This window comes from Gemmatimonadota bacterium, from assembly GCA_016712265.1.
Taxonomy (GTDB): Bacteria; Gemmatimonadota; Gemmatimonadetes; order Gemmatimonadales; family Gemmatimonadaceae; genus RBC101.
Genome location: JADJRJ010000031.1, coordinates 1,043,667 through 1,063,835, shown reverse-complemented (window position 1 = coordinate 1,063,835; position 20,169 = coordinate 1,043,667). Strand labels below are relative to the sequence as shown.

General features: G+C 67.3%; 21 protein-coding genes and 6 tRNA genes. 9 read left to right on the top strand and 18 right to left on the bottom strand.

What is annotated here, in order from left to right; genetic code table 11:
- Positions 1-89: 89 nt before the first annotated feature.
- The 4 genes from IPK85_25470 to IPK85_25455 all read right to left on the bottom strand — a co-directional run bounded on the left by IPK85_25470 (position 90) and on the right by IPK85_25455 (position 3,218).
- Positions 90-932 carry a helix-turn-helix transcriptional regulator gene (locus IPK85_25470; protein MBK8250714.1) on the bottom strand — a complete coding sequence of 281 codons (843 nt, stop codon included), beginning with the start codon at positions 930-932 and terminating at the stop codon, positions 90-92.
- Entirely contained in the window at positions 929-1,528 is a 600-nt protein-coding gene (locus IPK85_25465; protein MBK8250713.1) for an NUDIX hydrolase, read from the bottom strand. Before IPK85_25465 ends, IPK85_25470 begins: the two co-directional genes overlap by 4 nt.
- A complete protein-coding gene (locus tag IPK85_25460) occupies positions 1,413-2,162 on the bottom strand; it encodes an ABC transporter ATP-binding protein (GenBank protein ID MBK8250712.1) in 750 nt (249 codons plus the stop codon). The genes IPK85_25465 and IPK85_25460 overlap by 116 nt, the downstream gene beginning before the upstream one ends.
- Positions 2,163-2,330: 168 nt before the next feature.
- Positions 2,331-3,218 carry an RNA polymerase sigma factor RpoD/SigA gene (locus tag IPK85_25455; GenBank protein ID MBK8250711.1) on the bottom strand — a complete coding sequence of 296 codons (888 nt, stop codon included), beginning with the start codon at positions 3,216-3,218 and terminating at the stop codon, positions 2,331-2,333.
- A gap of 250 nt (positions 3,219-3,468) precedes the next feature.
- Between IPK85_25455 and IPK85_25450 the strand changes: the two genes are divergently transcribed.
- From IPK85_25450 to IPK85_25425, 6 genes are all read left to right on the top strand, one after another.
- A tRNA-Ala gene (locus IPK85_25450) sits at positions 3,469-3,541 on the top strand.
- Positions 3,542-3,619: 78 nt separating this feature from the next.
- Positions 3,620-3,692: transfer RNA gene (locus IPK85_25445), tRNA-Gly, on the top strand.
- A 64-nt stretch (positions 3,693-3,756) separates the two neighbouring features.
- Positions 3,757-3,830 (top strand) — tRNA-Val (locus IPK85_25440).
- A gap of 54 nt (positions 3,831-3,884) precedes the next feature.
- A tRNA-Arg gene (locus IPK85_25435) sits at positions 3,885-3,958 on the top strand.
- A 33-nt stretch (positions 3,959-3,991) separates the two neighbouring features.
- Positions 3,992-4,065, top strand: a tRNA-Pro gene (locus IPK85_25430).
- Between the two features lie 168 nt (positions 4,066-4,233).
- A tRNA-Arg gene (locus tag IPK85_25425) sits at positions 4,234-4,307 on the top strand.
- A 29-nt stretch (positions 4,308-4,336) separates the two neighbouring features.
- Here IPK85_25425 and IPK85_25420 read toward each other — a convergent pair.
- From IPK85_25420 to IPK85_25355, 14 genes are all read right to left on the bottom strand, one after another.
- Positions 4,337-4,720 (bottom strand): response regulator, encoded by a 384-nt coding sequence (locus IPK85_25420; protein MBK8250710.1) that lies wholly within the window; start codon positions 4,718-4,720, stop codon positions 4,337-4,339.
- 13 nt (positions 4,721-4,733) lie between these two features.
- Positions 4,734-5,246 carry a chemotaxis protein CheD gene (locus IPK85_25415; protein MBK8250709.1) on the bottom strand — a complete coding sequence of 171 codons (513 nt, stop codon included), beginning with the start codon at positions 5,244-5,246 and terminating at the stop codon, positions 4,734-4,736.
- A 49-nt stretch (positions 5,247-5,295) separates the two neighbouring features.
- Positions 5,296-5,961 carry a hypothetical protein gene (locus IPK85_25410; protein MBK8250708.1) on the bottom strand — a complete coding sequence of 222 codons (666 nt, stop codon included), beginning with the start codon at positions 5,959-5,961 and terminating at the stop codon, positions 5,296-5,298.
- Between the two features lie 2 nt (positions 5,962-5,963).
- Positions 5,964-6,335, bottom strand: coding sequence for a response regulator (locus IPK85_25405; GenBank protein ID MBK8250707.1), 372 nt, complete (start codon positions 6,333-6,335; stop codon positions 5,964-5,966).
- Positions 6,336-6,353: 18 nt separating this feature from the next.
- Positions 6,354-6,653 (bottom strand): flagellar biosynthesis anti-sigma factor FlgM, encoded by a 300-nt coding sequence (locus IPK85_25400; protein ID MBK8250706.1) that lies wholly within the window; start codon positions 6,651-6,653, stop codon positions 6,354-6,356.
- Positions 6,654-6,710: 57 nt separating this feature from the next.
- Positions 6,711-7,016 carry a hypothetical protein gene (locus tag IPK85_25395; protein ID MBK8250705.1) on the bottom strand — a complete coding sequence of 102 codons (306 nt, stop codon included), beginning with the start codon at positions 7,014-7,016 and terminating at the stop codon, positions 6,711-6,713.
- Between the two features lie 2 nt (positions 7,017-7,018).
- Complete coding sequence (locus IPK85_25390) at positions 7,019-7,429, bottom strand: hypothetical protein (GenBank protein MBK8250704.1); 411 nt, start codon at positions 7,427-7,429, stop codon at positions 7,019-7,021.
- Entirely contained in the window at positions 7,426-7,836 is a 411-nt protein-coding gene (gene fliS, locus IPK85_25385; protein ID MBK8250703.1) for a flagellar export chaperone FliS, read from the bottom strand. Before fliS ends, IPK85_25390 begins: the two co-directional genes overlap by 4 nt.
- Before the next feature lie 33 nt (positions 7,837-7,869).
- The gene (fliD, locus tag IPK85_25380) at positions 7,870-10,533 is read right to left on the bottom strand and encodes a flagellar filament capping protein FliD (protein MBK8250702.1); all 2,664 of its coding nucleotides are present in this window, start codon (positions 10,531-10,533) and stop codon (positions 7,870-7,872) included.
- A gap of 120 nt (positions 10,534-10,653) precedes the next feature.
- The gene (locus IPK85_25375; protein MBK8250701.1) at positions 10,654-11,748 is read right to left on the bottom strand and encodes a flagellin; all 1,095 of its coding nucleotides are present in this window, start codon (positions 11,746-11,748) and stop codon (positions 10,654-10,656) included.
- Positions 11,749-11,911: 163 nt separating this feature from the next.
- Positions 11,912-12,523 carry an FkbM family methyltransferase gene (locus tag IPK85_25370; protein MBK8250700.1) on the bottom strand — a complete coding sequence of 204 codons (612 nt, stop codon included), beginning with the start codon at positions 12,521-12,523 and terminating at the stop codon, positions 11,912-11,914.
- Positions 12,524-12,616: 93 nt separating this feature from the next.
- On the bottom strand, positions 12,617-16,201 hold the full coding sequence (locus IPK85_25365; GenBank protein ID MBK8250699.1) for a tetratricopeptide repeat protein: 3,585 nt from the start codon (positions 16,199-16,201) through the stop codon (positions 12,617-12,619).
- A 23-nt stretch (positions 16,202-16,224) separates the two neighbouring features.
- A complete protein-coding gene (gene fliW / locus IPK85_25360) occupies positions 16,225-16,680 on the bottom strand; it encodes a flagellar assembly protein FliW (protein ID MBK8250698.1) in 456 nt (151 codons plus the stop codon).
- Entirely contained in the window at positions 16,677-17,558 is an 882-nt protein-coding gene (locus tag IPK85_25355) for a hypothetical protein (protein MBK8250697.1), read from the bottom strand. The genes fliW and IPK85_25355 overlap by 4 nt, the downstream gene beginning before the upstream one ends.
- 119 nt (positions 17,559-17,677) lie before the next feature.
- On the opposite strand from IPK85_25355, the gene IPK85_25350 reads away from it, so the two are divergent.
- The 3 genes from IPK85_25350 to flgC all read left to right on the top strand — a co-directional run bounded on the left by IPK85_25350 (position 17,678) and on the right by flgC (position 20,164).
- On the top strand, positions 17,678-19,117 hold the full coding sequence (locus IPK85_25350; GenBank protein ID MBK8250696.1) for a sigma-54-dependent Fis family transcriptional regulator: 1,440 nt from the start codon (positions 17,678-17,680) through the stop codon (positions 19,115-19,117).
- 241 nt (positions 19,118-19,358) lie between these two features.
- Positions 19,359-19,646: a hypothetical protein gene (locus tag IPK85_25345; GenBank protein ID MBK8250695.1), complete on the top strand. Its 288-nt coding sequence runs from the start codon at positions 19,359-19,361 to the stop codon at positions 19,644-19,646.
- Positions 19,647-19,657: 11 nt separating this feature from the next.
- Positions 19,658-20,164: a flagellar basal body rod protein FlgC gene (gene flgC / locus IPK85_25340; GenBank protein MBK8250694.1), complete on the top strand. Its 507-nt coding sequence runs from the start codon at positions 19,658-19,660 to the stop codon at positions 20,162-20,164.
- Positions 20,165-20,169: the final 5 nt, after the last annotated feature.

The window sequence follows — 20,169 nt, the reverse complement described above, 5'->3', positions numbered from 1 at the left end:
CCGGGCCAGGTGACGGACTGGCACTGCGGTGCTCCAGACCTCGAACCGCCACGCCACAAACGCGTGAACGGTCCCCCAAGGGGATCACCTCACGTTGACGCCGGCCGGTCGGGGAGGCTCCGGGACCGGCTGCGGTCCCTGGCGAAGCGGTCGATGATGTCGACGGCTCGAAGCCGCGCGAGAGAGGTCGGGCGGGTCCCGGCGATGCGAATCGCCGCCGTGCTCAAGTGTGACGAGGAAGCAAAGCCGAGGACATCAGCGACGTCCCCCACGTCGTATCCCGGATTCTTCGCCAACTCCGCCGCGGCAATCAGGCGCACGAGGTCGATCACCCGCTTGATATTCGGCGCCCCGTCGGCGGAGAACGCCCGACTCAAATGCTCACGCGACACACCGAGGGCGAGCGAGATCACCTCCGTGAGGATGGGCCGACCCCCATGGGCCACGAGGACAGCCCATGCCTGCCGCTGCATGCGCGAATTGAGCTGGAGGGCGTCCGGCGGTTCCGCGAGGGCACGAGCGAAGCGACGGGTAAACGCCTGCTCCTCGACGATCTGACGGAACACCGAATCGTCCACCTGCTCCACGACAAGGTCGGCGAAGTCGGCCGCCGCGGCGCGCGCGGCCAGGCTGGTGTCCGACGGTCGAAGCGGGGTCATCCCCACAAACGGCGTACTGGGAAACTCACGGGCCAGGGTAAGCGCGCTCACGTTGTCTTCGGTGGGCGACGCGAGGTCGATAATGGCCGCGTCCACAAGGCGCCGATGGAACGCGGCGACGAAATCGCGTCGCGAGCGGACGATGTGGAGCGACGCAAGGCGCCGCGGAAACGCGTGGCGCAGCGCCGTCCGCGCACGATCGCGATTGGCCAGGGCCACGACGCAGGGCGGCACCAGCGGTACCGTGAACTCCGGCGAGGTGGGGCGGCTCATCCCCCGGGGGCTCCCACCCACTCGGCCGCCCGCCGCAACACGTCGCGCGCATTGTCGTAGGCGATCATCTCCATGGCGGCTGATAACTCAACCCAGCGACACTCGGTGATCCCTTCGTCGGCCTGCGGCACGGTCGCGGCCCCAAACGACTCCAGCAGGAAGAAGTGGCACCACTTGTGGATGTGGCGTCCACGGAACTGGAAGTGCCAGTCGATCGCCCCCAGTGGCGCGAGCATCCGCAGGTCATCGAGCCCCGTCTCCTCCTGCACCTCGCGCAGCGCGGCCTGTTCCGCGGTCTCCCCCTCCTCGAGGTGGCCCTTGGGAAAACCCCAGTTCTTGTATGAGTCCCGGATCACGAGGTAGGCGGAAGCGCCCTCCCCGCGCCGGACGACCACCCCACCGGCGGACACCTCCTCACGGGCGTTCCGCCTGCTCGTTGGACGAGCACTCCCGCGCCCCCTCCGCCCCCGGCGTGGCATCCTAGACGCCCGCCGACTCGTCCAGGTCCGCCCGACCCTCGACAAACTGGCGCACCACCTCGTCGCCGGAGTGCCGGATCTCGTCGACGGTGCCCACCTGCCGGACACGCCCTTCATACAGCATGGCGATGCGCGTCCCGACCCGGAACGCGGACTTCATGTCGTGCGTGATCACGATCGAGGTGACGCCCAACCGGTCGCGCATGCGGACCATGAGGTTGTCGATCACGGCCGAGGTGACCGGGTCGAGGCCGGTGGTGGGCTCGTCGTAGAGGATGTAGGAGGGGCGGAGGGCAATCGCGCGAGCCAGCCCCACCCGCTTGCGCATGCCGCCGGACAGCTCCGCCGGGAACTTGCCTTCCACGTTAGGCAAATCGACCAGGTCGAGGACCTCGGCGACGCGGTGCTGGATCTCCGATTCGGTCATCGTCCCGCGCTTGCGCAATCCCATCGCGACATTTTCCCCGATGTTCATGGAGTCGAACAACGCCGCGAACTGGAAAACGTATCCGATCTTCGCGCGCAGTTCGTAGAGATCGCGCCGCGGGAGGGCGGGTACCTCCTGGCCGTCGACAAACACCGTGCCTGCGTCCGGGTGGAGCAAGCCGACGATGTGCTTGATGGCGACCGACTTCCCCGTCCCGGAGTACCCGATGATCACCATGGTCTCCCCCTCTTGCACTTCGAGGGAAAAGCCCTGGAGGACTTTCTTGGGGCCGAAGGCCTTGTGGACGTTGTCGAGGACGATCAATGGTCAGGCGGCGACGGTGGACGGCAGACAGCAGTTCGAATCAACATCACATCCGTGATGCCGGGAAGGGCTGTTCTTCGGGCGGTCGAGCGCGCACCGGAAGTGCCGAAAACAGAGCGGGGCCCGGCGTGAGTCCGGGCCCCGTCTGCGATGTTCAGCGGTGAGCGATCAGGCGGCGAAGCTGGAGAGTGCCCGACCGACGTCGCCTTCGCGGAGGCGCTTGAGGGCGCGATCGCGAAGCTGACGGACGCGCTCGCGGGTGACGCCGAGCATGGAGCCGATTTCTTCGAGGGTGTGCTCCCGACCACCTTCGAGCCCGAAATAGAGGCGCAAGACCTTCGCGTCCCTTGGGGGCAGGGTGGAGAGGGCCAACTCGATTTCATCGGTAAGGAAGCGATTCATCGCTTCTTCTTCCGTGTCCGGCATCTCGTCGGCGACGAAGCGTTCGATCAGGGCGCGGTCGCCTTCGGGATCCATGGGGGCATCCAGCCGGACATCCCCGGTGTTGAGGGCGGCCAGCGACTGGACGACGTCGACGGAGAGTCCGGTGAGGCGCGACAATTCGTCCGGGGTCGGCTCGCGGCGGAGCTGCTGCCGGAGGATCTCCGACGCCTTGATGATGCGCGAGAGATCCGCCGTCCGATTGAGCGGAACGCGGACAGTGCGCCCCTGACGGGCGAGCGACGACAGGATGGCCTGGCGAATCCACCAGACGGCGTAGGAGATGAACTTGACCCCCTGATCGGGGTCAAACTTCCGGGCGGCGGTCAGGAGACCGACATTGCCCTCGCCGATGAGGTCGATGAGGGGCAGGCCACGGTTTTGGTACTTTTTGGCGACAGAGATGACGAAGCGCAGGTTGCGCTTTACCAATTCCTGCAGGGCGTCCTGATCGCCGGCCCTGATCTTCCGGGCAAGCTCGATCTCTTCCATCCCCTTGAGGAGGGGATAGGTGCTGACTTCATAGAGGTACTGATCCAGGATATCGCGCTCCGGCTCGCTCGGCGCGATCCCCTGGGGGGTCGTGCGGCGGCGGCGGCGCTTGACGTCGGTCATGTTGGCAAGGTCCTCGTGGACACTGAATTCGGTATTGAACCAACCGCAGCGGTGCGGCCGGAGTTTCCGCGCGACAGCAGGATGCCGACGGCCACGGTGGGCATCTCGTCAGGCAGTGAAAGACGCGGCGAAAAGTCGCTGCAAAATACGGTCAGGGCAGGAATCCGCTAGAGTGGATTTCTTGACTTCGACTATACCCCCGGATACAATTCTCGGTTCCTAATCCGCCGCGTCGAATTGGGTGGAAAACGGGGGCGTAGCTCAGTTGGGAGAGCGCTTGAATGGCATTCAAGAGGTCAGGGGTTCGATTCCCCTCGCCTCCATCACCGGCGGCACGACAGGGGTAGCCGGCGGCTGGAGCAGCAGGAACCCCTGGTGGGATCGGTGGGTCAGCAGGTCATGCGGGAATAGCTCAGTTGGTAGAGCACAACCTTGCCAAGGTTGGGGTCGCGGGTTCGAGTCCCGTTTCCCGCTCTCGAAGGTGTTGGTCGAGAGGTGTCATACCGCGCGGCCATCTGGCCGCGCGTTCTGTTGGAAGGGGCGGTTAGCTCAGTTGGTTAGAGCGCCACGTTGACATCGTGGAGGTCACAAGTTCGAGTCTTGTACCGCCCATGAGCTGGTTGCTGGGGGCTGGGGCTGGTCGGGAGGGGCAGGTTGCTGGACGCTGCGCTCGTAGCTCAATTGGATAGAGCATCTGACTACGGATCAGAAGGTTGGGAGTTCGAGTCTCTCCGAGCGCATGTAGCATCGTACCACCGTAAGTCTTTACCCCTCGGGGCGTAGCTTAGCCCGGTAGAGCGCCTGCTTCGGGAGCAGGAGGTCGGAGGTTCAAATCCTCTCGCCCCGACTGTCACACCAAACGCCCATCCGCGCTTGCGCGGGTGGGCGTTTGTGCAGCCGTTCGTTGTCGCGCCGGGGCTGCCTGACAAGCGGAACGCGGGGGACCGAGGCGCCAGGGTGCAATCGGGCGCGCGGGTGCCGCGTGGCATGGAGCGAGGCTACAATTGGTGGTGTTGCGCCCTTAGCTCAATTGGATAGAGCGTCTGACTTCGGATCAGAAGGTTGGGGGTTCAAGTCCCTCAGGGCGCATCTCTACGCCGGACGCGCGACCGTTCGACCTACGCGGTCCGGGCTCCCACGACCTTGAGGACCGCCGCGCGGACCTGCTCCGGCGTGAACGGCTTCCGGATACTCCCAGCGCCACGGTCCACCACCCGCGCGACCCGCGCGTCGGAGCCGTCGGCGGCAAACACGACACACGGCAGGCTGGACGAAGGCGCGTGATCCCGGATGGCGTCCACCAACGACGCCCCGTCCATCCCGGGCAGGTCGAGATCGATCAAGGCGACGTCGAAGGCGTCGCGCCGAACCGCGGCCAGCGCATCGTCACCGCTCGAGGCCTGGTGCACCGCATCGACCGGCAGTCCGCTGAGCTGCAGGGTGCGAATCAGCATGGAGCGCATCACGGCGCTGCCATCCGCGAGGAGGATCGTCAATGCCATCTGCCTTCCCTCGTTAGATAACGACGTACCGGCCGCCGCACCGCACGGTCACGTCACCGGAGGCAATATCCAACATCACCGTGCGTGCCGACTCCGTGCCGCCGACCTCCTCGGCGGCCACCCGCACCCCGTTGCGGCCAAGGAGCGCCCGACACGCCTCCACGTTGCGTTCGCCCAGCTGCATGGCCACCAGCGGAAAGGCATCTTCACGCCACGCCCCGCCCGCGACCTTCACGACGAGGCGATCCTTCACCCCACCGAGGTCATACACCGCACGGAACAGGGCCTGGAGACCGGTGTCGACAAACTGCGCCGGGTTGTACCGGGCATGCTCAACGTCCAGCTCTGACGACGGGAACATCGCATGGAGCAGGCCGCCGACGCGGCGCACGGGGTCGTGGATGGCAATGCCCAGGGAGGTCCCGACGGCGTACGTGACCAGTCGGTCGCTGGGCTCCGCCGATACGGCGAATGCGGCCATTCCCACGACGCGCTCCCGAACGGTGAGCGACGCCCCGTCCACCATCAGGGCACCGCGCCGGGCGAGCAGCCCGGGCGGCCGCTGGCCCCGCGGGTCACCCGACGGCCGGGCGCGCGGCGACGACCTCGTCGGCCACCGCCTGGCGTTCCTCGCGCCCGCTCGTCGTCGCGTGATCGTCAAACGCGCCCAGGACCTCCAGGGTGGCGGCGCCGGGACCCTGGGCGGGGTCAAAGAGCTGGCAGAGGCTCACCAGCCGCGCTTCCATCTTGGACAACACGGCCGAAGCATGCGCCAGCTGCTGGCTGGTGATGTCCTGGAACTGCATGTGGCCCATCACGGCAAAAAGCTCATCGCGCAGTGCGCCACGCACCTCGGGCGCGCGGCGCTCCGGATCCTGCCCGTCCAGCGCGTCGAGTTCGTCCACCATGGCGACGGCGCGGTCGATCCCGTTGAGGATGTCCGTCGCCGCGACCTCGGTGGCAGCCGACACCTGCTTGAGCTTGTCGTGTGTCACATGAATCGGCGCCACGGCCGACTGCTCCAGGACGCTGCGGGTCTGCCGGAGGGTCGTCAGGGTCTGTACCAGCTCCGCATACCCCTGCTCGATGCGCTGGGCGAGGGCGCCAATGGAGAGCCCGGCAGACGGTGCCGGGGGAACAACGGCGTCTGCTGACTCGCCGGTCATTTCGCGCAGCGTGGTGTCCACGAGGCGGAGCGCCGCTTCGGAATCGTAGAGGGCGCCGTGGGTTCGGGAGGTCATGATCAGGCCGCCGCGGCCTGGCCAGCGAGCACGGCGTCGATCTTTTCCTTGAGGACCTGCGGGGTGAACGGCTTGACGACGTAGTTGTTCACCCCCGCTTCGATCGCCGCGATGATGTCTTCGCGGACCGAGCGCGTGGTGACCATGAGGATCGGCACCGCCGGGGCGGCCTGTCGCAGGGCCTTCGTGAACTCGATCCCCGACATGTTGGGCATGTTCCAGTCGGTGATCACGAATTCGATCGTGGGATCGAACTTTTCCAGCGCCTCGGCCCCATCGCCGGCTTCGACGCAGGTCGAGTAACCAATCCGCTGCAGGGAGTTGATCAGGATGCGGCGCATCGTGGCCGAGTCGTCAACGACGAGGAACTTCATGGCGGGCTCCTTGGGGGCTTAGACGTCGCCGCGGTCGAGGATGCGGCGGGCCACGTCGGCCACCACCGCATCGGCCTCATACGCACCGGCCAGGATGCGCTGGCGGACCACCGCCAAACGATCTGCTGCTGCGGGTTGGACGGGATCGAGTCGGGCCGCGCGCGCGCGTCCCGCACTGGAGATCTCGACTCGGTCCCGGCGTTCCGCACGCTCCGGCGTGGGCTGCGACGGAGCCGGGTGCGACGGGACGGGCGTTGGGCGCGGCTCTCGCGGTCGCTCGGGGCGGACCGGACCGGAGTTCCCCTGGTTGACTTTCATGGCATCCTCCTCTGCTCGGAGTATCGGCCGGGACCGTGCCCTGCTTGAGAGCCGTTGTTACCTCGTGGTGTCGACGGACGTCGGCGCTTCTGCGGGAGCCGGTGCCCGACGTGCCCGGAGCAACTCCTGCAGCACACCACTGCCCAGTACCGGGGCTATGCCTCCGCGCGGCGCGGTGGCGCCCTGCACTCGGTGGATTTCGGCCAGGGCCTGCGCCACGAGATCTTCGACGTGGGCCGCCGTTAGCTCGTCCTCGGGCACCGGTCCTTCCAGGTGCCCCTGGAGGGCCCGAAGGGCATCGGCCAGGAGCGCGGCATCCCGCCCGGGCGCCCGATCCAGGGCGGCATCCCGCGGGGTGGACATGCCTAACGCACGGCGTCGAAGGCGACCAGGGCCGGCGCGCTATTGCCGTAGGCCGCGGTGGCCCCCGTTTCCACGCGGAGTTGGTCCAGTTGACGGCCGACTTCCTCGCGAGAACGCGCGGCGGCTGCGCGCACGCGTTGGTTGGCCGCCGCGGCATGATCCGCGGCGCGCTGTACCGGCAGGAGGAGGGCGTCGCACGACGCGCGGTCCGCCGGGGTCATCGCGGCGCGACGCGCGCGCACCGAGGCGGCCAGGTGATTGGCACGCGTGAGCAGCAACTCGCGCGCATCGAGGGTCGCCGTGAGCACGGCGGTGTCGGCAGAGGCACAGGCCCGCAACGCGCCCTCGGAGAGCGCCGCGAAGCGCTCAATGAGGTCGCGCAACTCCATCGCGGTCCGCGCCAGGTCCCTCATGACACGGCCATGGCGTTCGGAGGCGTGACCGTGGCGACGACCTCGCTGAAGGCGCCGCGCAACTCGGTGATCATCGCGACGATCGCGTCGAGTCGCTGGGCGTTGGGCTTGACCCCAAGCACCGACAGCTCTCCGAGCCAGAACACGTACAGCGAGGCCAGGTTGCCGGCAATCTCGCCACCCCGGGGGCGGTCGAGCGTCACGAGCAGCTCCGTCAGCCCCGCGCGTGCCCGCTCCAGGGCCTCGCTGCGCGCCGTCGCGTCCTTGTCGTCGAGTCGCAGACGTGCGCGCGAGAGGTTGACGAGGATGTGGTCGAAGATCGTGAGCACGAGTTGGCCAGGGGTGGCCGACAGGACTTCGGCTTCCTTGTACCGGGTGGCCTGCTTCGTGACCGCAGCGTACGACATGGAACCTCGCGTGTGGCGATGGGATGGGTGCCGTTACGATCGAGCCGGTTGGAGCGAGGTGATGAAGCTCGAAAGCGACGTCCCCTGCGCCTGGATCCGGCTGATCGCCCGCTCCATTTCGACGAACTGCTTGACCATCTGCTGCCGTCGTCGATCGAGCGACTGCTGGACAGTATCGGCACGGGTTTGCAGTTCCCGCATCGACTCGTCGAGCGCGACCCGTTGCGCCTCGAGCCCCCCGTTGGGATCCACGATCGCCTCGGCGGCGTTGGCCAGCATCCCACTGACCCCGAGGGTGAAGTTCACATTGCCAACGAGGCCGAGGGTGGCCCCCGTGTAGTTGAGGGCCAGCCCTTCGGTGATTCCCCCGCTCGCGCCGGTCAGGACCTGGCCCGAGCCATTCGCTGCCAATCCGCCGATCGTGCCAGCGACGTCCGTGCCAGCATAGGTGGCCGCAGCGACGCCGAGCTGGGCGCTGCCATCCGTTCCCCCTGCCGTGTAGGCGATGGTGAATGACGCGGCCGACCCATGCCGCGTTCCACTCAACACCAGTTCATTGCCGCTCGTGGAGGCCTGCAACGACATCCGACTGGTCGTGAACAGCGTGTTGAGCTTGGTGACGATGGCGTCGATGGTATCGCCGTTGGCGAGGGTGATGTCGCCGCTGATCCCGGTGGCCGCGTCGGTGATCGTCAGGGTGTCGGCGGTTGCATCATCGACGTAGGTTCCCGAGAAGCCACTGCCGGTCGTGGACGCGACCGTCGCCGCCTGGGTGATGTCCACGTCGTAGCTGCCCGGCTTGCTCTTGGGAGTCGACGTGAAGTAGCTGAGTGCACCGTTGTTTGACGACGCTCCCGTCGTGAACAGGGTGACCACGTCGGCGAAGTTGTTGGTGAGTCCCGCGGCCAGCACGGTCTCATCCAGCTTAAGGGTGCCATCGGCCTGCAGGGCGAGTCCCACGATCCCCGCGCGCTTGAAGGAGCCGGTGAGGCCGGTGACGTCGCTGAGGAGCTGGTCCGTGAGCGAGCCGAGAGAGCCGCGCAGGGTCGCATTGTTGCGGAGCGGCGCTTGTTCCTTTTGCTGCTCGACCCGGAACTTGAACAGCTCGTTGTACGCCGTGGCGACATCCTTGAGTCGCTGCGCGATCGCCGGCACGTCGCGATCCAGGGTCAGGGTGGTCGTCGTGCCGACTTCTGCCTGTTGAAGCGACAGCGTGACGCCGGCGATGGCATCGCTGAAGGTGTTGCTGTTGCGCTGGACGACCACGCCGTCGACACGCGCGAGGGCGTCGGCGCCGGTGCTGACCTCCCGCTGGCGACCGACCGTCTGGGTCAACTGGCGGCCCAGGTTCACGACGCTGCCATCTGCGGCACGGGTGGCGGTGAGGGAGAGAGCGAGTTGCGAGTCCCCGGCCGTGGCATCGGTGAGGACGATCTGGCCCGCCGCGAGGCTGGCGGTGGCCGGGCGCGTGCCGGCACCAAAGCCGCTGGTCGCGTCGTTAATGCGATTGACGAGGGTCTGCATGGTATCCGCCGCGCCGATCGTCAGGTTCAGGCTGACCGCGGAGCCGTCGCCGCGTTTGCCCTGGATGGCGATGGTATCACCGGCCACGAGGCCGAGGGCGTTGCCACTGACCTGCAGGGCGGACAGCAGGGTGGCCGCGCCGGCATTGGCACCTCCCCCGTCGGTGTACGTGTTCTCGCTCTGGACGACCTGCGTCACGCTGCCACGTCCGCTGCGGACAAAGCCGAGGACCTCGAGGGTCCGCTGGCCGTCGACGGTGCTGGCACTCACGGTGTCGCTGGTCACCAGGCGATGTGTTGTTTTTCCCTGTTGGGTCTCGGTCGCCACGCTGGCATTGCCGCCGGCGGCGGCGATCCGCGCGGCGATCGCCGAGAGGGAGTCGACCGAGAGGTCCACGCTGATGGTCCGTCCGCCGATTTCGATTGTGGCCGGCGGCGGCCAGGACACGCCGAGCATGGTGGCCACGGCCGCCGTGGCCGAGGACACGTGGTGCGATTCGGCACCGCCGGAGCTCCCGATATAGAGCGCCTTGCTATTGTCGGTCACCCCGAGCGCCTGCAGGGTCCCCGTGGCATCGTCCACCAGCTCAATGCCCCGCGCCCCGGTCTGGTCGGCGGAGAGGATGAGGCGATGTTGGGTGGCCCCGGTGGTGAGGATGGACGCGGTCACGCCGGTCGCGTTGGCGCCGGCATTGAGGGCGTTGATCTTGTCCCGCACCTGGGCGAGGGTATCAGCGGCCGCGACGGTTACCTTTTGGCCGTTGACGGCAAACTCGCCGGTGATGGCCAGGGCCGTGCTCGTGCTGGCCACGATATCCCCACTGAGCTTGTTCGCTCGTGCGAGGCCGAGAACCTCGACCGTATGCGTGCCCGGGTTGGCCCCGGCGCCCGCGGTCGCGGTGACCAGGGTGCGTCCGCTCGTGGCGCTCGCGCCGCCGGACACCCGGAAGCTCGCAAACGCCGTGTTGTCCCGGAGGGCCCTGGACGCATCCCGGAACTTGGTGACGAGGCCCTGATACTTGCCCCAGGCGTCGAGGCGCGATTGCGACAGGGTGCGCCTATCCTGCAGCGGAGTGAGTCGGCGCTGCGTCTCGATGGACATGATCGTGTCCACGAGATCGCGCCACTGCACGCCGCTGGAAAGTCCGCTGAAACTACCGATCGGGTCCGACATGATTCCTCCTTACGCGAAACCCCGGTGTCGGCGTCATGCCAACCCCGGGCCCTGGCCCCCTTCCGGAGGCGCGCGGGTGGGCGTCCCCACCCGCGCGTCCCGGCCTGCGATGAGCTGGTGTTAGCCTCGGAGCAGGGTGAGAACACTCTGGCCCGCGGCGTTGGCCTGCGCCAACATCGCCGTGCCCGCCTGCTGCAGTACCTGGTTCTTCGAGAACGTCGTCATCTCGGCCGCCATGTCGAGGTCACGGATGGTGCTTTCCGCCGCACTGAAGTTCTGGATGCTCGTGCGGACGTTTTCCGTGGCGGTCTCGATACGCGACTGCAAGGCACCGATGACGCCGATCGCCACGTTGGCGTTCGTGATGGCGACGTCGATCTGGGACAGCGCAGTCTGCGCGTTGGCCAGCGTGGTCGGGTCGATCGCAATCGTCAGCGAGGTCGACGTCAGGTTCAGCTGCGAACCGGTGATCGAGATCGCGTCGTTGCCCGAGTACTGACCGGACGACGAGACGAGGAAGGTGCCCGAGCCGCCGCCGACGGTGATGTTGCCCGCGATGGTGGCCGCGCCGACGGCCGACGTGGTCTCGAGCGTGAGACCGAGCGAGGTGAAGTTCAGCGTCTGCTTCGTCGCTGCGGTCACACCGAGGGTCTGCGAGGTGGAGCCGTTGGTCAGGGTGACCACGCTCGAGCCGGACGACAACGTGAACGCACCGACCGACGCGCCGGTGAGCTTGATGTCGTAGACGCCCGTGGTCGTCGCCAGCGCCGTCGAAGAGCTGTTGACCGTGGCGCCGAAGGCGCCGTTGAGCAGCGTGTTGCCCTGGAACTTGACCGTCGCGACCGTACGGTCGATTTCGTTGCGGAGCGACTGGTACTCGTTGGTGATACGCGCGCGGCCCGCCGAGTCGACGCTGTCGGACGCGGCCTGGGCCGCCAGTTCCTTCATGCGCTCGAGCATCTTCTGGATCGTGGACGTGGCACCTTCGGCGATGTTGAGCACCGAGTTGGCCTGCTCCGAGTTGCGTGCCGCCTGTCCGAGGGCGCGGATGTCCGCGCGCAGGACGTTCGCAATACCGAGTCCGGCGGCGTCGTCAGCGGCTCGCGTGATCCGGAAGCCGGATGACAACTTCGCCATCGACTTCGAGACATCCTCGTTGACGCGGGTGAGGTTGCCGTGGGCGCGCAGGGCGCTGACGTTGGTGTTGATACGCATCGTTGCTGCTCCTTGGGTGATGAAGTCGGGGAATCCGTTCCCCTCAGGGCCTCAGGCGGAGTGCCTCAAACCCTCCAAGGGCGTGTATCGGGCGAACGGCGACGAGACTTTAGCCCGCCGGGCACACCACGCGGCGGTGGGCCACCGGCGTAACGGTTTGGGCCTACGCCGCGATCGCCGGTGCCTCCAGATGGCGGAACAGCACGTTGAAGACGGCGTTCGTGTCCGGAATGTCCGTGGGGGAGAGTTTGGTGGCGTGGGTCTGCCCAGGCTGGAGGAGCCAGGTTTCGTAGCCCATGTCACTCATCAGTCCCCGAAGGAGGCGCTCACTGGCCCCCATCGCCTCCAGGCCAAAGCGGTTGATCTCGGCGATAATGAAGGGAATGCGGTGCCGGGCGAGAATCCCCTTGGCGCCCACCAAGATCGCGAACTCGGCCCCTTCCGCATCGATCTTGATGGCCTTGAGGCGACCGAGGTCGGTATGGGCGAAGAGGTGGTCCAGGGAGGTCACGTACACCTTGCGCGTGGTCGGCGCCTGGCGCGACCTCTCATTGAAGGGATGACGCCCCACCTCCCACAACGCGTGGCCACCGTCGTTGTCCGCATTGACAAAGAACTCGGCGATCGCCGGCTTGGCCCCAACCGCCATGTGCAGCGGACGCACCTGCGTCGCCCCGTTGACGTCGATATGCTCGATGAGGTGGGCGAAGTTGCTCGTGTCCGGCTCGAAGGAGTAGACCTGCCCCGTCGGACCGACGAGGGCCGCGGCGAGCATGGAGAAGTACCCGACATGCGCGCCGATATCGATGAAGGTGTCCCCCGGCTGCAGGAGGGTGCCGAGGATGTTGCTGGGAAGGGAACGAGCGGACTACCAGAGCGGTTCGAGGGCGTCGAGCAACCGCCCGACCTGGTGTCGCCAGGTATGCTGTTGCATGGTGGCGGCCCCGCGTGCTGCGAGATCGGCCCGCCATGCATTATCGGTGTAGGCCGTTTCCAGGAGGGCGAGCACCTCCTCGACCGAGGTCTCTCCCCACCCGTCCGTACCGGCGAAGTAGCGGCTCGGGGTCGGGACGGCGCGTTGGTCCGTCAGCGGGGCGCAGCCCCCGCTCCGCGTGAGGTCTAACTGCCCGGTGTTGGCCGCGGCGAGGGTCGGGACGCCGGCGGCCATGCATTCCATGGCCACGAGGTTGGTGCCCCCTTCGGCGCGGTTGGGGAACAGGGCGACATCCGCCTCGCGCACTAGCTGGCCCATGAGGGTATTCGGCTGGCGGCCGAGGTCGATGACCTGCGCGGGGTCGACGCCATTGGCCGCGAGCCAGGGAACCAGGGCCAGCGCACCGCCCTGGAGTTCCGGTCGACCGCGCACGTGACCGGCGAGGTCGAGGTCACAGAGCAGCTCAGGCCATGCGTTGTGCCAGGCAATAACGAGCAGAGCATCACGATGGCGGCGGGCAAACTCGCGAAAGGCCGCGACGACGATGTCCTGTCCCTTGCGATACTCCAGCTTGCCGCCTGAGAAGATGACGAACCGGCCGGGAAAGAGCCCCGCGCGAGGGGCCGGGTGGAAGATCGAGGGATCGATCCCCTGCATGACCATGGTCACCGGCCCGATCCCCGCCGCGCGGAGCAGGTCGGCGTTCCAGGTTGACCCGGCCACGATCAGGTCGAATGCGGCGGCGCGCGCCCGCGCCGCGTGGTCGAAGGCGGTATCCTCAAAGAAGATCACCCCCACTTGTCGCCGTGCCGTGAGGCTCGCCTCGGCGCCCTGCAGGCCGTTGCCTAACGCGCGCAGCAGGACCCCGTCGCGCACGGCCGCACGCGCATCGTCCCCCTGGAGGATCGAGGGTTCGCCGGAGGGCAAGCGATGGGCAAAGCGCGCGCGGGCCAACGGGTTCACGTCCTGGGGCACCGACACCAGGGCCGCGGGGGTCACCCCGGGGACCACGGCCAACTCAAGGGCCAGGTTCGTCCCGTACACTCCCCAGCCGGTGTCCGCCTGCAGGGCCCAGTCGATGCCGATGACGCGTTGTGCTGCCGTGGGCTGCTGCTGCAACGCCGCCAGCTCCGTTGTCATCAGCGAGACGGCGCTTGGCACCGTGTCCGTTGCCGCGATGGCATCGAGCACGAGCTCGCCATCAACCACAGACAGCGCAAAGTGGTGCCAGTCTGGCCCGAGCGTGCTGCGGCCGACGTGCCCCTCCTCATCCCACAAGACGATGCGTGGCGGAGTAGCACCCGCCATGGCGACACGGAGCGCAACGGCGGCGTGTGGACCGGCGACGCGCAGGATGGCGCGCGCAGGGGCCGGAGGGCATTCCGCGGGTCGATCCCTCATTTCGCAGTGCACGTGAGGCGCCCGATTCGCGAGCATGCTCCGAATGCGGGCGCCAGCGGTCGCATCACCGATGAGCCAGATGGTCGCTGGAGGCACCGCCTGCGTTGCGGCGTCCAGCACCACCAGCCCCAACCCCGGAGCGGTGTCGACCAGGTGATCTTCGGGTCGTAACACCTCGGCGAGGAAGAGGCGATGCGCCAAGTGCGCGCCTCCCCCCACAAGTTCCGCTTCGTACTCGGCGAACAGGTCCGGCATCGCGAGCGCCGACAGCGGCACCCAGACGTCAAAACGGGAGCGCCCGTCAGGGAAGGTCGTCGCGGCATGCACCGTCACGACGTCCTCCGTGGCCGCGACGACCCGCGGGCGAACGGCGCCGAGATCCGCGGTGATGCGGCGAAAGACGTCGCCCCAGTTCCCGGGCATCGGTTGGCGGTACAGCTGCATCGACGGGTACCACGGTGAGTCCTGACGGTCGAGCATCCACCGAAAATCCGGGACATGCGGCAGGAGGAGCCACGTCGGGGCGCCTAACGCGCCCGCGAGGTGGGCCACGGACGTGTCCACCGTGATGACGAGGTCCAGTTGCTCAATGACCGCTGCGGTATCCCGGAAGTCCTTGAGATGTGGGGCAAGGTCGATGATGCCCGCGTCTGCACGCTCGCGCAGCGCGGCCTCGGGCTCCTCGCCCTTCTGGAGCGAAAAGAGCTGTACGCCCGATCGCGCGATCGCGCGCACCATGGCATCGAGCGACACCGACCGGAGGTGATCGCGAGCGTGGACCGGGTTCCCCGCCCACACGATCCCGACCTTGAGGATTCCCGGAGGGGCCGTGACGAGGGACGCCACCGCCCGCGGCTCCACCCGGAGGTAGGGCACGGTGGCTGGCACGGTCTCCAGAGTCGTCTCACACAGGAGTGGGAGCGACATCAGGGAGACGTGGACGTCGAACGGAGGGAGCGGCTCCCCGCGAGCGATGGCGTGGTCCACTCCAGTCGCTGACAGCATGAGCGGCACCATGGGCCACGGCACCTCGACGATGATGCGCCCTGCCCCACGCGCCCGCAGCACGCTCGCGTACCGCACAAACTGGATGGCGTCACCCATCCCCTGCTCGGCGTGCAGCAGGATGGTGCGCCCGGCGAGGGGCTCACCCTGCCACTCGTGCGGCCCGTAGTCCCCATGGTCGGTGACTACGGAAGTGAGCTTCTTGCGCCACTCGAACTGGCGCCAACCCCGCGCGAAGTCCCCGCGCATGAGCCAGAGGAGCGCGAGATTCCAGTTGGCGTTCCGGTTGTCCGCGTCCAGGGCACGCACGTGCTCGTACAGTCGCTCGGCCTCGGCATACCGGCCGGCCTCCAGCTCACCGTTGGCGAGCAGGTTCCAGGGCTCGGGATTGGCGGGGTCGAGATCCCGTGCTTGTGCCGCCACCTCGCGCATGGTGGGATAATCACCGCGGCGCTCATAGACCGACGCCAGGTTTGCGACGAGCGTGGCGTCACCCGGCGAGAGAGCAATGGCGCGGGTGAAGGTCGCGATGGCCTCGTCGTAGCGGCGTGCCTCCTTCAGGAGGGCGCCGAGGTTGTTGAGCGCGGCGTTATGCTGCGGGTCGAGCGCGAGTGCCGCTTCGGCCGTGGCGATGGCGCGCTCGTCCTCACGCAGTCCGCGCCAGGCCAGGGACGCATTGGCATGATAGTCCGCGCGCGTGGGCTCGAGCGCGATGGCGCGATCGTAGGCCGCAATGGCGTCGCGAAACTGGAACACCTCGAGGAACGCATTCCCGAGGTTGTTGTGCCAACCGCCCTTGTCGGGTTCCAGGCGCGTGGCGCGCCCGAAGCAGGCAATGGCTTCCGGAAAGCGGCCGGTACCGCAGAGGAGAATCCCGAGGTTGTTCCACGCCTCGCCGTAGTCGGCCTGGGCCTCAATCGCGGCGCGAAAGTGGCGCTCGGCATCTGCGGTCGCACCCGACTGGGCGAGCAGGGTGCCAAGGTTGTTGTGCGCGGGCGCATGGTCGGGCGCGTCGGCCAGAGTCTCGCGATACCCGCGCATCGCGACCGGTCGCTGACCGGCGAGGTGCGCGCGCACCGCGGCCTGGAACAGGGTGTCAACGGAACGCGCCACGGGACGAAGCGGTGGGGGCGCGCTCAGAGGTCGAACTCCTCGCGAATCCCGAACGCATTGTCCGGGCGGATCGACTGATGCCCTTGTCCGGCGCGCACATTGAACATCAACGGCGCGTGGAGGTTCGCGCTCGGGCGACTGCCGGGTGTGGTCGGCATCGTCACGATCGCCAGCACGAGGATGTCCTCGGCCGTCGTCGTCGCTAGCCGGGCCTTGTCTGCCTCGCCCAACTCCACGTGGTAGTTGGCAAAGAAGGGGAACGGGTCCACCAGCAGGAACACCAGCGCGGTGTGATCCATGGATTGGAGCCAGTACAGTCCCTCACGCGGCGTCGGCAGCAGGGCGAACCGCGTCGCGGTGGGAAAGCCATACAGTCCCTCCGACACCTCGACGACCTGGTCGGCGGCGACAGAAATTGCGCCGAGCACCTCGGAGGTCACGGAGATCAGGGGTGGGGTCATGGTAGCGCCGGCGCTCATCGCATGTAGTCGGTGAGGGACATGCCCATGATGCGTGACGTCGCGAGCATCGCCGCCTGGTACGCGGTCTGTCGGCTGACCAGCTCGGTCACGGCCTTCTCAAGGTCGGCATCCTGCAGATTGGAGCGAAACGAGCGCAGTGAGGTGTCCAGCGCCCCGAGGTTGGCGTTTGCAATCTCGAGTTGTGCCGATTGCGCGCCCGAGTCCCCGAGGAGCACCTGGGTCGCCCCGTGTGCGGCATCAATCGAGGTGATCGACGCACGGATCGCGGTCTCGTCGTCCGCCGCCAGCGCGGTGGAAAGCTCGTCGATCGCGGCGAGCACGCCCGAGTTGAGAAAGACATCGGTCGCATTGTGGCCGGCCGAGATGCGCAGGTTGGACGAGATCTCCATCCGACGCGTGCCGGTCGGTGCGGCCGCGCTGAACGGCGGCGTGTTGCTTGTCAGCGGCATCACGCCGGACTGGTCGCCGCCGAACAGGTACTCGCCATCGTGCTTCTGGTTGCCCAGCTGAATAGCGGCCTGCATGATCTGGTCGACCTCGGCCTTGACCGTGAGGCGCGTGGCCGCGTTCGCCGTCGAGGTGCCTTGCGAAATGGCCAGTTCCTTGATGCGCTCGAGGAGGTTGGTCACCGAGCTGAGCGCCTGTTCCTCCACCGCCATGCGGGAGGAGGCGGCGTTGATCGTGCGCTGGTACTGCTCGATCGCTCGCAACGAGGAACCCGCGGTGACGATCGCGGTGGCGGCCGAGGGGTCATCCGATCCCCGCTCGACCTGGAGGCCCGAGCTGGCGCGACGCTGTGCCTCGTCGACCGCCCGCAATGACTTTTGCAGCGTGACCAGCGCGTTCCGCGTCGTCAGGTTGTTCGTGATCCGCATGCCGGTAGGAAACGGGCTCCGGCGAGGCGGAAGAAGTTGCCTACGCGCGTCCGGAGCGTCTGGGGAGCAGTATCGGCCGGTCGATCCGGCCCTGAACCCCGGCACGTCTTTCCCAGCTCATGGCGACCATACTGTACGTTGACGACGAACCTTCCGTCGGCATGATCCTCGACGACACGCTGACGCGTGCGGGGCATCGCGCCCTCGGCGCGGCCAACGTCGTCGAGGCCCTGCAAGTCCTGTCGCGGGAGACGATCGACCTGATCATCTCGGATTACCGCATGCCGGGGCTGACGGGACTCGAGTTCCTGGCGCTGCTCCAGCGTGAGGGCTACGACATCCCGCTGATCATGGTCACGGGCTACGCATCTATTGAACACGCGGTCAGCGCCATCAAGGCGGGGGCCATCGACTACATCACCAAGCCCATCCGGACGCAGCAGCTTGAGCTCGCGGTCGAGCAGGCGTTGGAGTACGTGCGGCTGCGACGGGAGAACGACGCCCTGCGTCGCGAGGTGATGGAGTTTCGCAGCGAGCGGGCCGTCATCGGAGAGGCTCCCGAGGTACGCAAGATCCAGCAGACCATTGCCATGGTCGCACCGACGCGTGCGACCGTGCTGTTGCAGGGCGAGAGCGGGACAGGCAAGGAGCTGTTCGCCCGAGCGATCCACGACCAGAGCGACCGGCGGGAGAAGCCGTTCATCAAGCTGAACTGTGCGGCACTGCCCGATGGCTTGATCGAGAGCGCACTGTTCGGGCACGAACGGGGGGCGTTTACCGGGGCCGTGAAGCGCGTCGAGGGTGCGTTCGAGCGCGCGCATGGCGGCACATTGCTCCTGGACGAAGTCTCCGAGATGAAGTTGGAGCTGCAGGCCAAGCTGTTGCGCGTGCTCCAGGAGCAGGAGTTCGAGCGCGTGGGTGGCACCTCACCCATCCGGGTGGACGTGCGCGTGATCGCCACGACCAACCGTAACCTGACCGAGTATGCGGCGACGGGAGCCTTCCGCCAGGACCTCTACTATCGATTGAGCGTCGTGCCGATCTTCATTCCCGCCCTGCGTGAGCGGCAGGAAGACATCCCGATGCTGGCGTATCGCTTCGCCCTGCGGACGGCTGCCGAGGTCGGCAAGGAAGTCACCGCGATTGCCCCTGATGCGCTGCAGATCCTGCAGTCGTATCCCTGGCCCGGCAACGTGCGGGAACTGCAACATGCGGTGGAGCGCGCCGTCATCCTGACGCACGACCAGGTGTTGCAGGCCCACCTGTTCGACCAGCAACGTGGGGGGTCGATCCAGTCGCTGGTGCAGCAGGTGCTCTCGCGCGCGACCCCGACGACACTCGCCGCTCTCAACGTCGGGTCGACGGCGCCACCGAACGGGATCGTCCTGGCTACCCTGAACGTCGACGAGGCGGAGAAGGCACTCATCAAGCGCGCCCTCGAAATGACTGGTGGCAATCGTACGCGCACCGCGGAGTTGCTGGGCATTTCCGTGCGCACCTTGCGCAACAAGCTGAACGGTCCAACGCGGGAGCCCGCCGTCTCGCAGGGGCAAAGCTGACCGCGCTCCGGTCGGCAATACCTTCCGCGACGGCAGGAGTTGCGACGCCCGCCCTGCCATGACAGCTCGCCCTCACCACCATCTCGAAACACCCTGCATGTAGTGTACTGACAACACGTTAGGCCAAGGCGGCGCGTCCCTCCCAGGGGGCGCGCCGCCTCGTTTTGGGGATTGGTCCGCGCATTGCCTTTCCGGGTCTGTGTCCGCTGTCCGTTCCCCCAACGCCCGAGGCCATCGAGTCATGCTGTATGGGTTCTTTGGACGTGTCTCCTCCGCCCCACGGCTGGTCGAGGCGCTCGATGCCAGTCAGCAGCGCCTGACGACCATCGGGCAACGGGTGGCTGCCGCCAAGGCACGGAACGAGACCGGGTTCGTGTTGCCCACCGACCCGACGGCTGCAGCCGGCGCGATTGACCTCGAGACCGAAATGGCGGCGCTCGCCAACGAGGACACGCACAACCAGGCGATCAATACGCTCCTGCGTGGGACGTACGACACGCTCCGCTCCGTCATTCGGGATCGCGGATGACGATTCCCCCGATGCTGCCCCTGCCCGGAAATACTGAGCCGCCCTCGCGGCCCAACCTGTTCCGGCCGCTGGATATCGCCAAGAGCGGGCTCACGGCGTATCGCACGCGGATGGAAGTGGCCGCGACGAACATCGCGAACGCCGAGACCACGCGCACCGAAGGCGGTGGTCCCTATCGACGACGCGTCGTGCGGCTTGAGGAAGGGACGCGCGACGGCTTGCCGGCCTTTCCACCCCTCACCGCGGATCCGACGCGGCCCGAGGGATCCGTCGGGCCCTCTCCAACGGACGCACTCGGCGGCGTGGAGGTCGTAGCCATCGAGGAGGATCCCTCGGAGGGGCCGCTGGTCTACAACCCGGGACATCCCGACGCCAACCCCGAGGGGTACGTCCGGATGCCTAACGTACGCGTGACCGACGAAGTGATCGACCTGATGGATGCCCGCCGCCTCTACGAGGCCAACGCCACGGTCTTCCAGGCCGCGCGCCAGATGTTGCGCCGCGCCCTGGACCTCTAGCCCCA

Bases quoted from the DNA above. Each gene is read 5' to 3' on its own strand.
- IPK85_25470 (MBK8250714.1), bottom strand. From the start codon at position 932: ATGAGCCGCCCCACCTCGCCGGAGTTCACGGTACCGCTGGTGCCGCCC.
- IPK85_25465 (MBK8250713.1), bottom strand. From the start codon at position 1,528: ATGAAGGGCGTGTCCGGCAGGTGGGCACCGTCGACGAGATCCGGCACT.
- IPK85_25455 (MBK8250711.1), bottom strand. From the start codon at position 3,218: ATGACCGACGTCAAGCGCCGCCGCCGCCGCACGACCCCCCAGGGGATC.
- IPK85_25420 (MBK8250710.1), bottom strand. From the start codon at position 4,720: ATGGCATTGACGATCCTCCTCGCGGATGGCAGCGCCGTGATGCGCTCC.
- IPK85_25415 (MBK8250709.1), bottom strand. From the start codon at position 5,246: ATGGTGGACGGGGCGTCGCTCACCGTTCGGGAGCGCGTCGTGGGAATG.
- IPK85_25410 (MBK8250708.1), bottom strand. From the start codon at position 5,961: ATGACCTCCCGAACCCACGGCGCCCTCTACGATTCCGAAGCGGCGCTC.
- IPK85_25405 (MBK8250707.1), bottom strand. From the start codon at position 6,335: ATGAAGTTCCTCGTCGTTGACGACTCGGCCACGATGCGCCGCATCCTG.
- IPK85_25400 (MBK8250706.1), bottom strand. From the start codon at position 6,653: ATGAAAGTCAACCAGGGGAACTCCGGTCCGGTCCGCCCCGAGCGACCG.
- IPK85_25395 (MBK8250705.1), bottom strand. From the start codon at position 7,016: ATGTCCACCCCGCGGGATGCCGCCCTGGATCGGGCGCCCGGGCGGGAT.
- IPK85_25390 (MBK8250704.1), bottom strand. From the start codon at position 7,429: ATGAGGGACCTGGCGCGGACCGCGATGGAGTTGCGCGACCTCATTGAG.
- fliS (MBK8250703.1), bottom strand. From the start codon at position 7,836: ATGTCGTACGCTGCGGTCACGAAGCAGGCCACCCGGTACAAGGAAGCC.
- fliD (MBK8250702.1), bottom strand. From the start codon at position 10,533: ATGTCGGACCCGATCGGTAGTTTCAGCGGACTTTCCAGCGGCGTGCAG.
- IPK85_25375 (MBK8250701.1), bottom strand. From the start codon at position 11,748: ATGCGTATCAACACCAACGTCAGCGCCCTGCGCGCCCACGGCAACCTC.
- IPK85_25370 (MBK8250700.1), bottom strand. From the start codon at position 12,523: ATGCTCGCCGCGGCCCTCGTCGGTCCGACGGGGCAGGTCTACTCCTTC.
- fliW (MBK8250698.1), bottom strand. From the start codon at position 16,680: ATGAGCGCCGGCGCTACCATGACCCCACCCCTGATCTCCGTGACCTCC.
- IPK85_25355 (MBK8250697.1), bottom strand. From the start codon at position 17,558: ATGCGGATCACGAACAACCTGACGACGCGGAACGCGCTGGTCACGCTG.
- IPK85_25350 (MBK8250696.1), top strand. From the start codon at position 17,678: ATGGCGACCATACTGTACGTTGACGACGAACCTTCCGTCGGCATGATC.
- IPK85_25345 (MBK8250695.1), top strand. From the start codon at position 19,359: ATGCTGTATGGGTTCTTTGGACGTGTCTCCTCCGCCCCACGGCTGGTC.
- flgC (MBK8250694.1), top strand. From the start codon at position 19,658: ATGCTGCCCCTGCCCGGAAATACTGAGCCGCCCTCGCGGCCCAACCTG.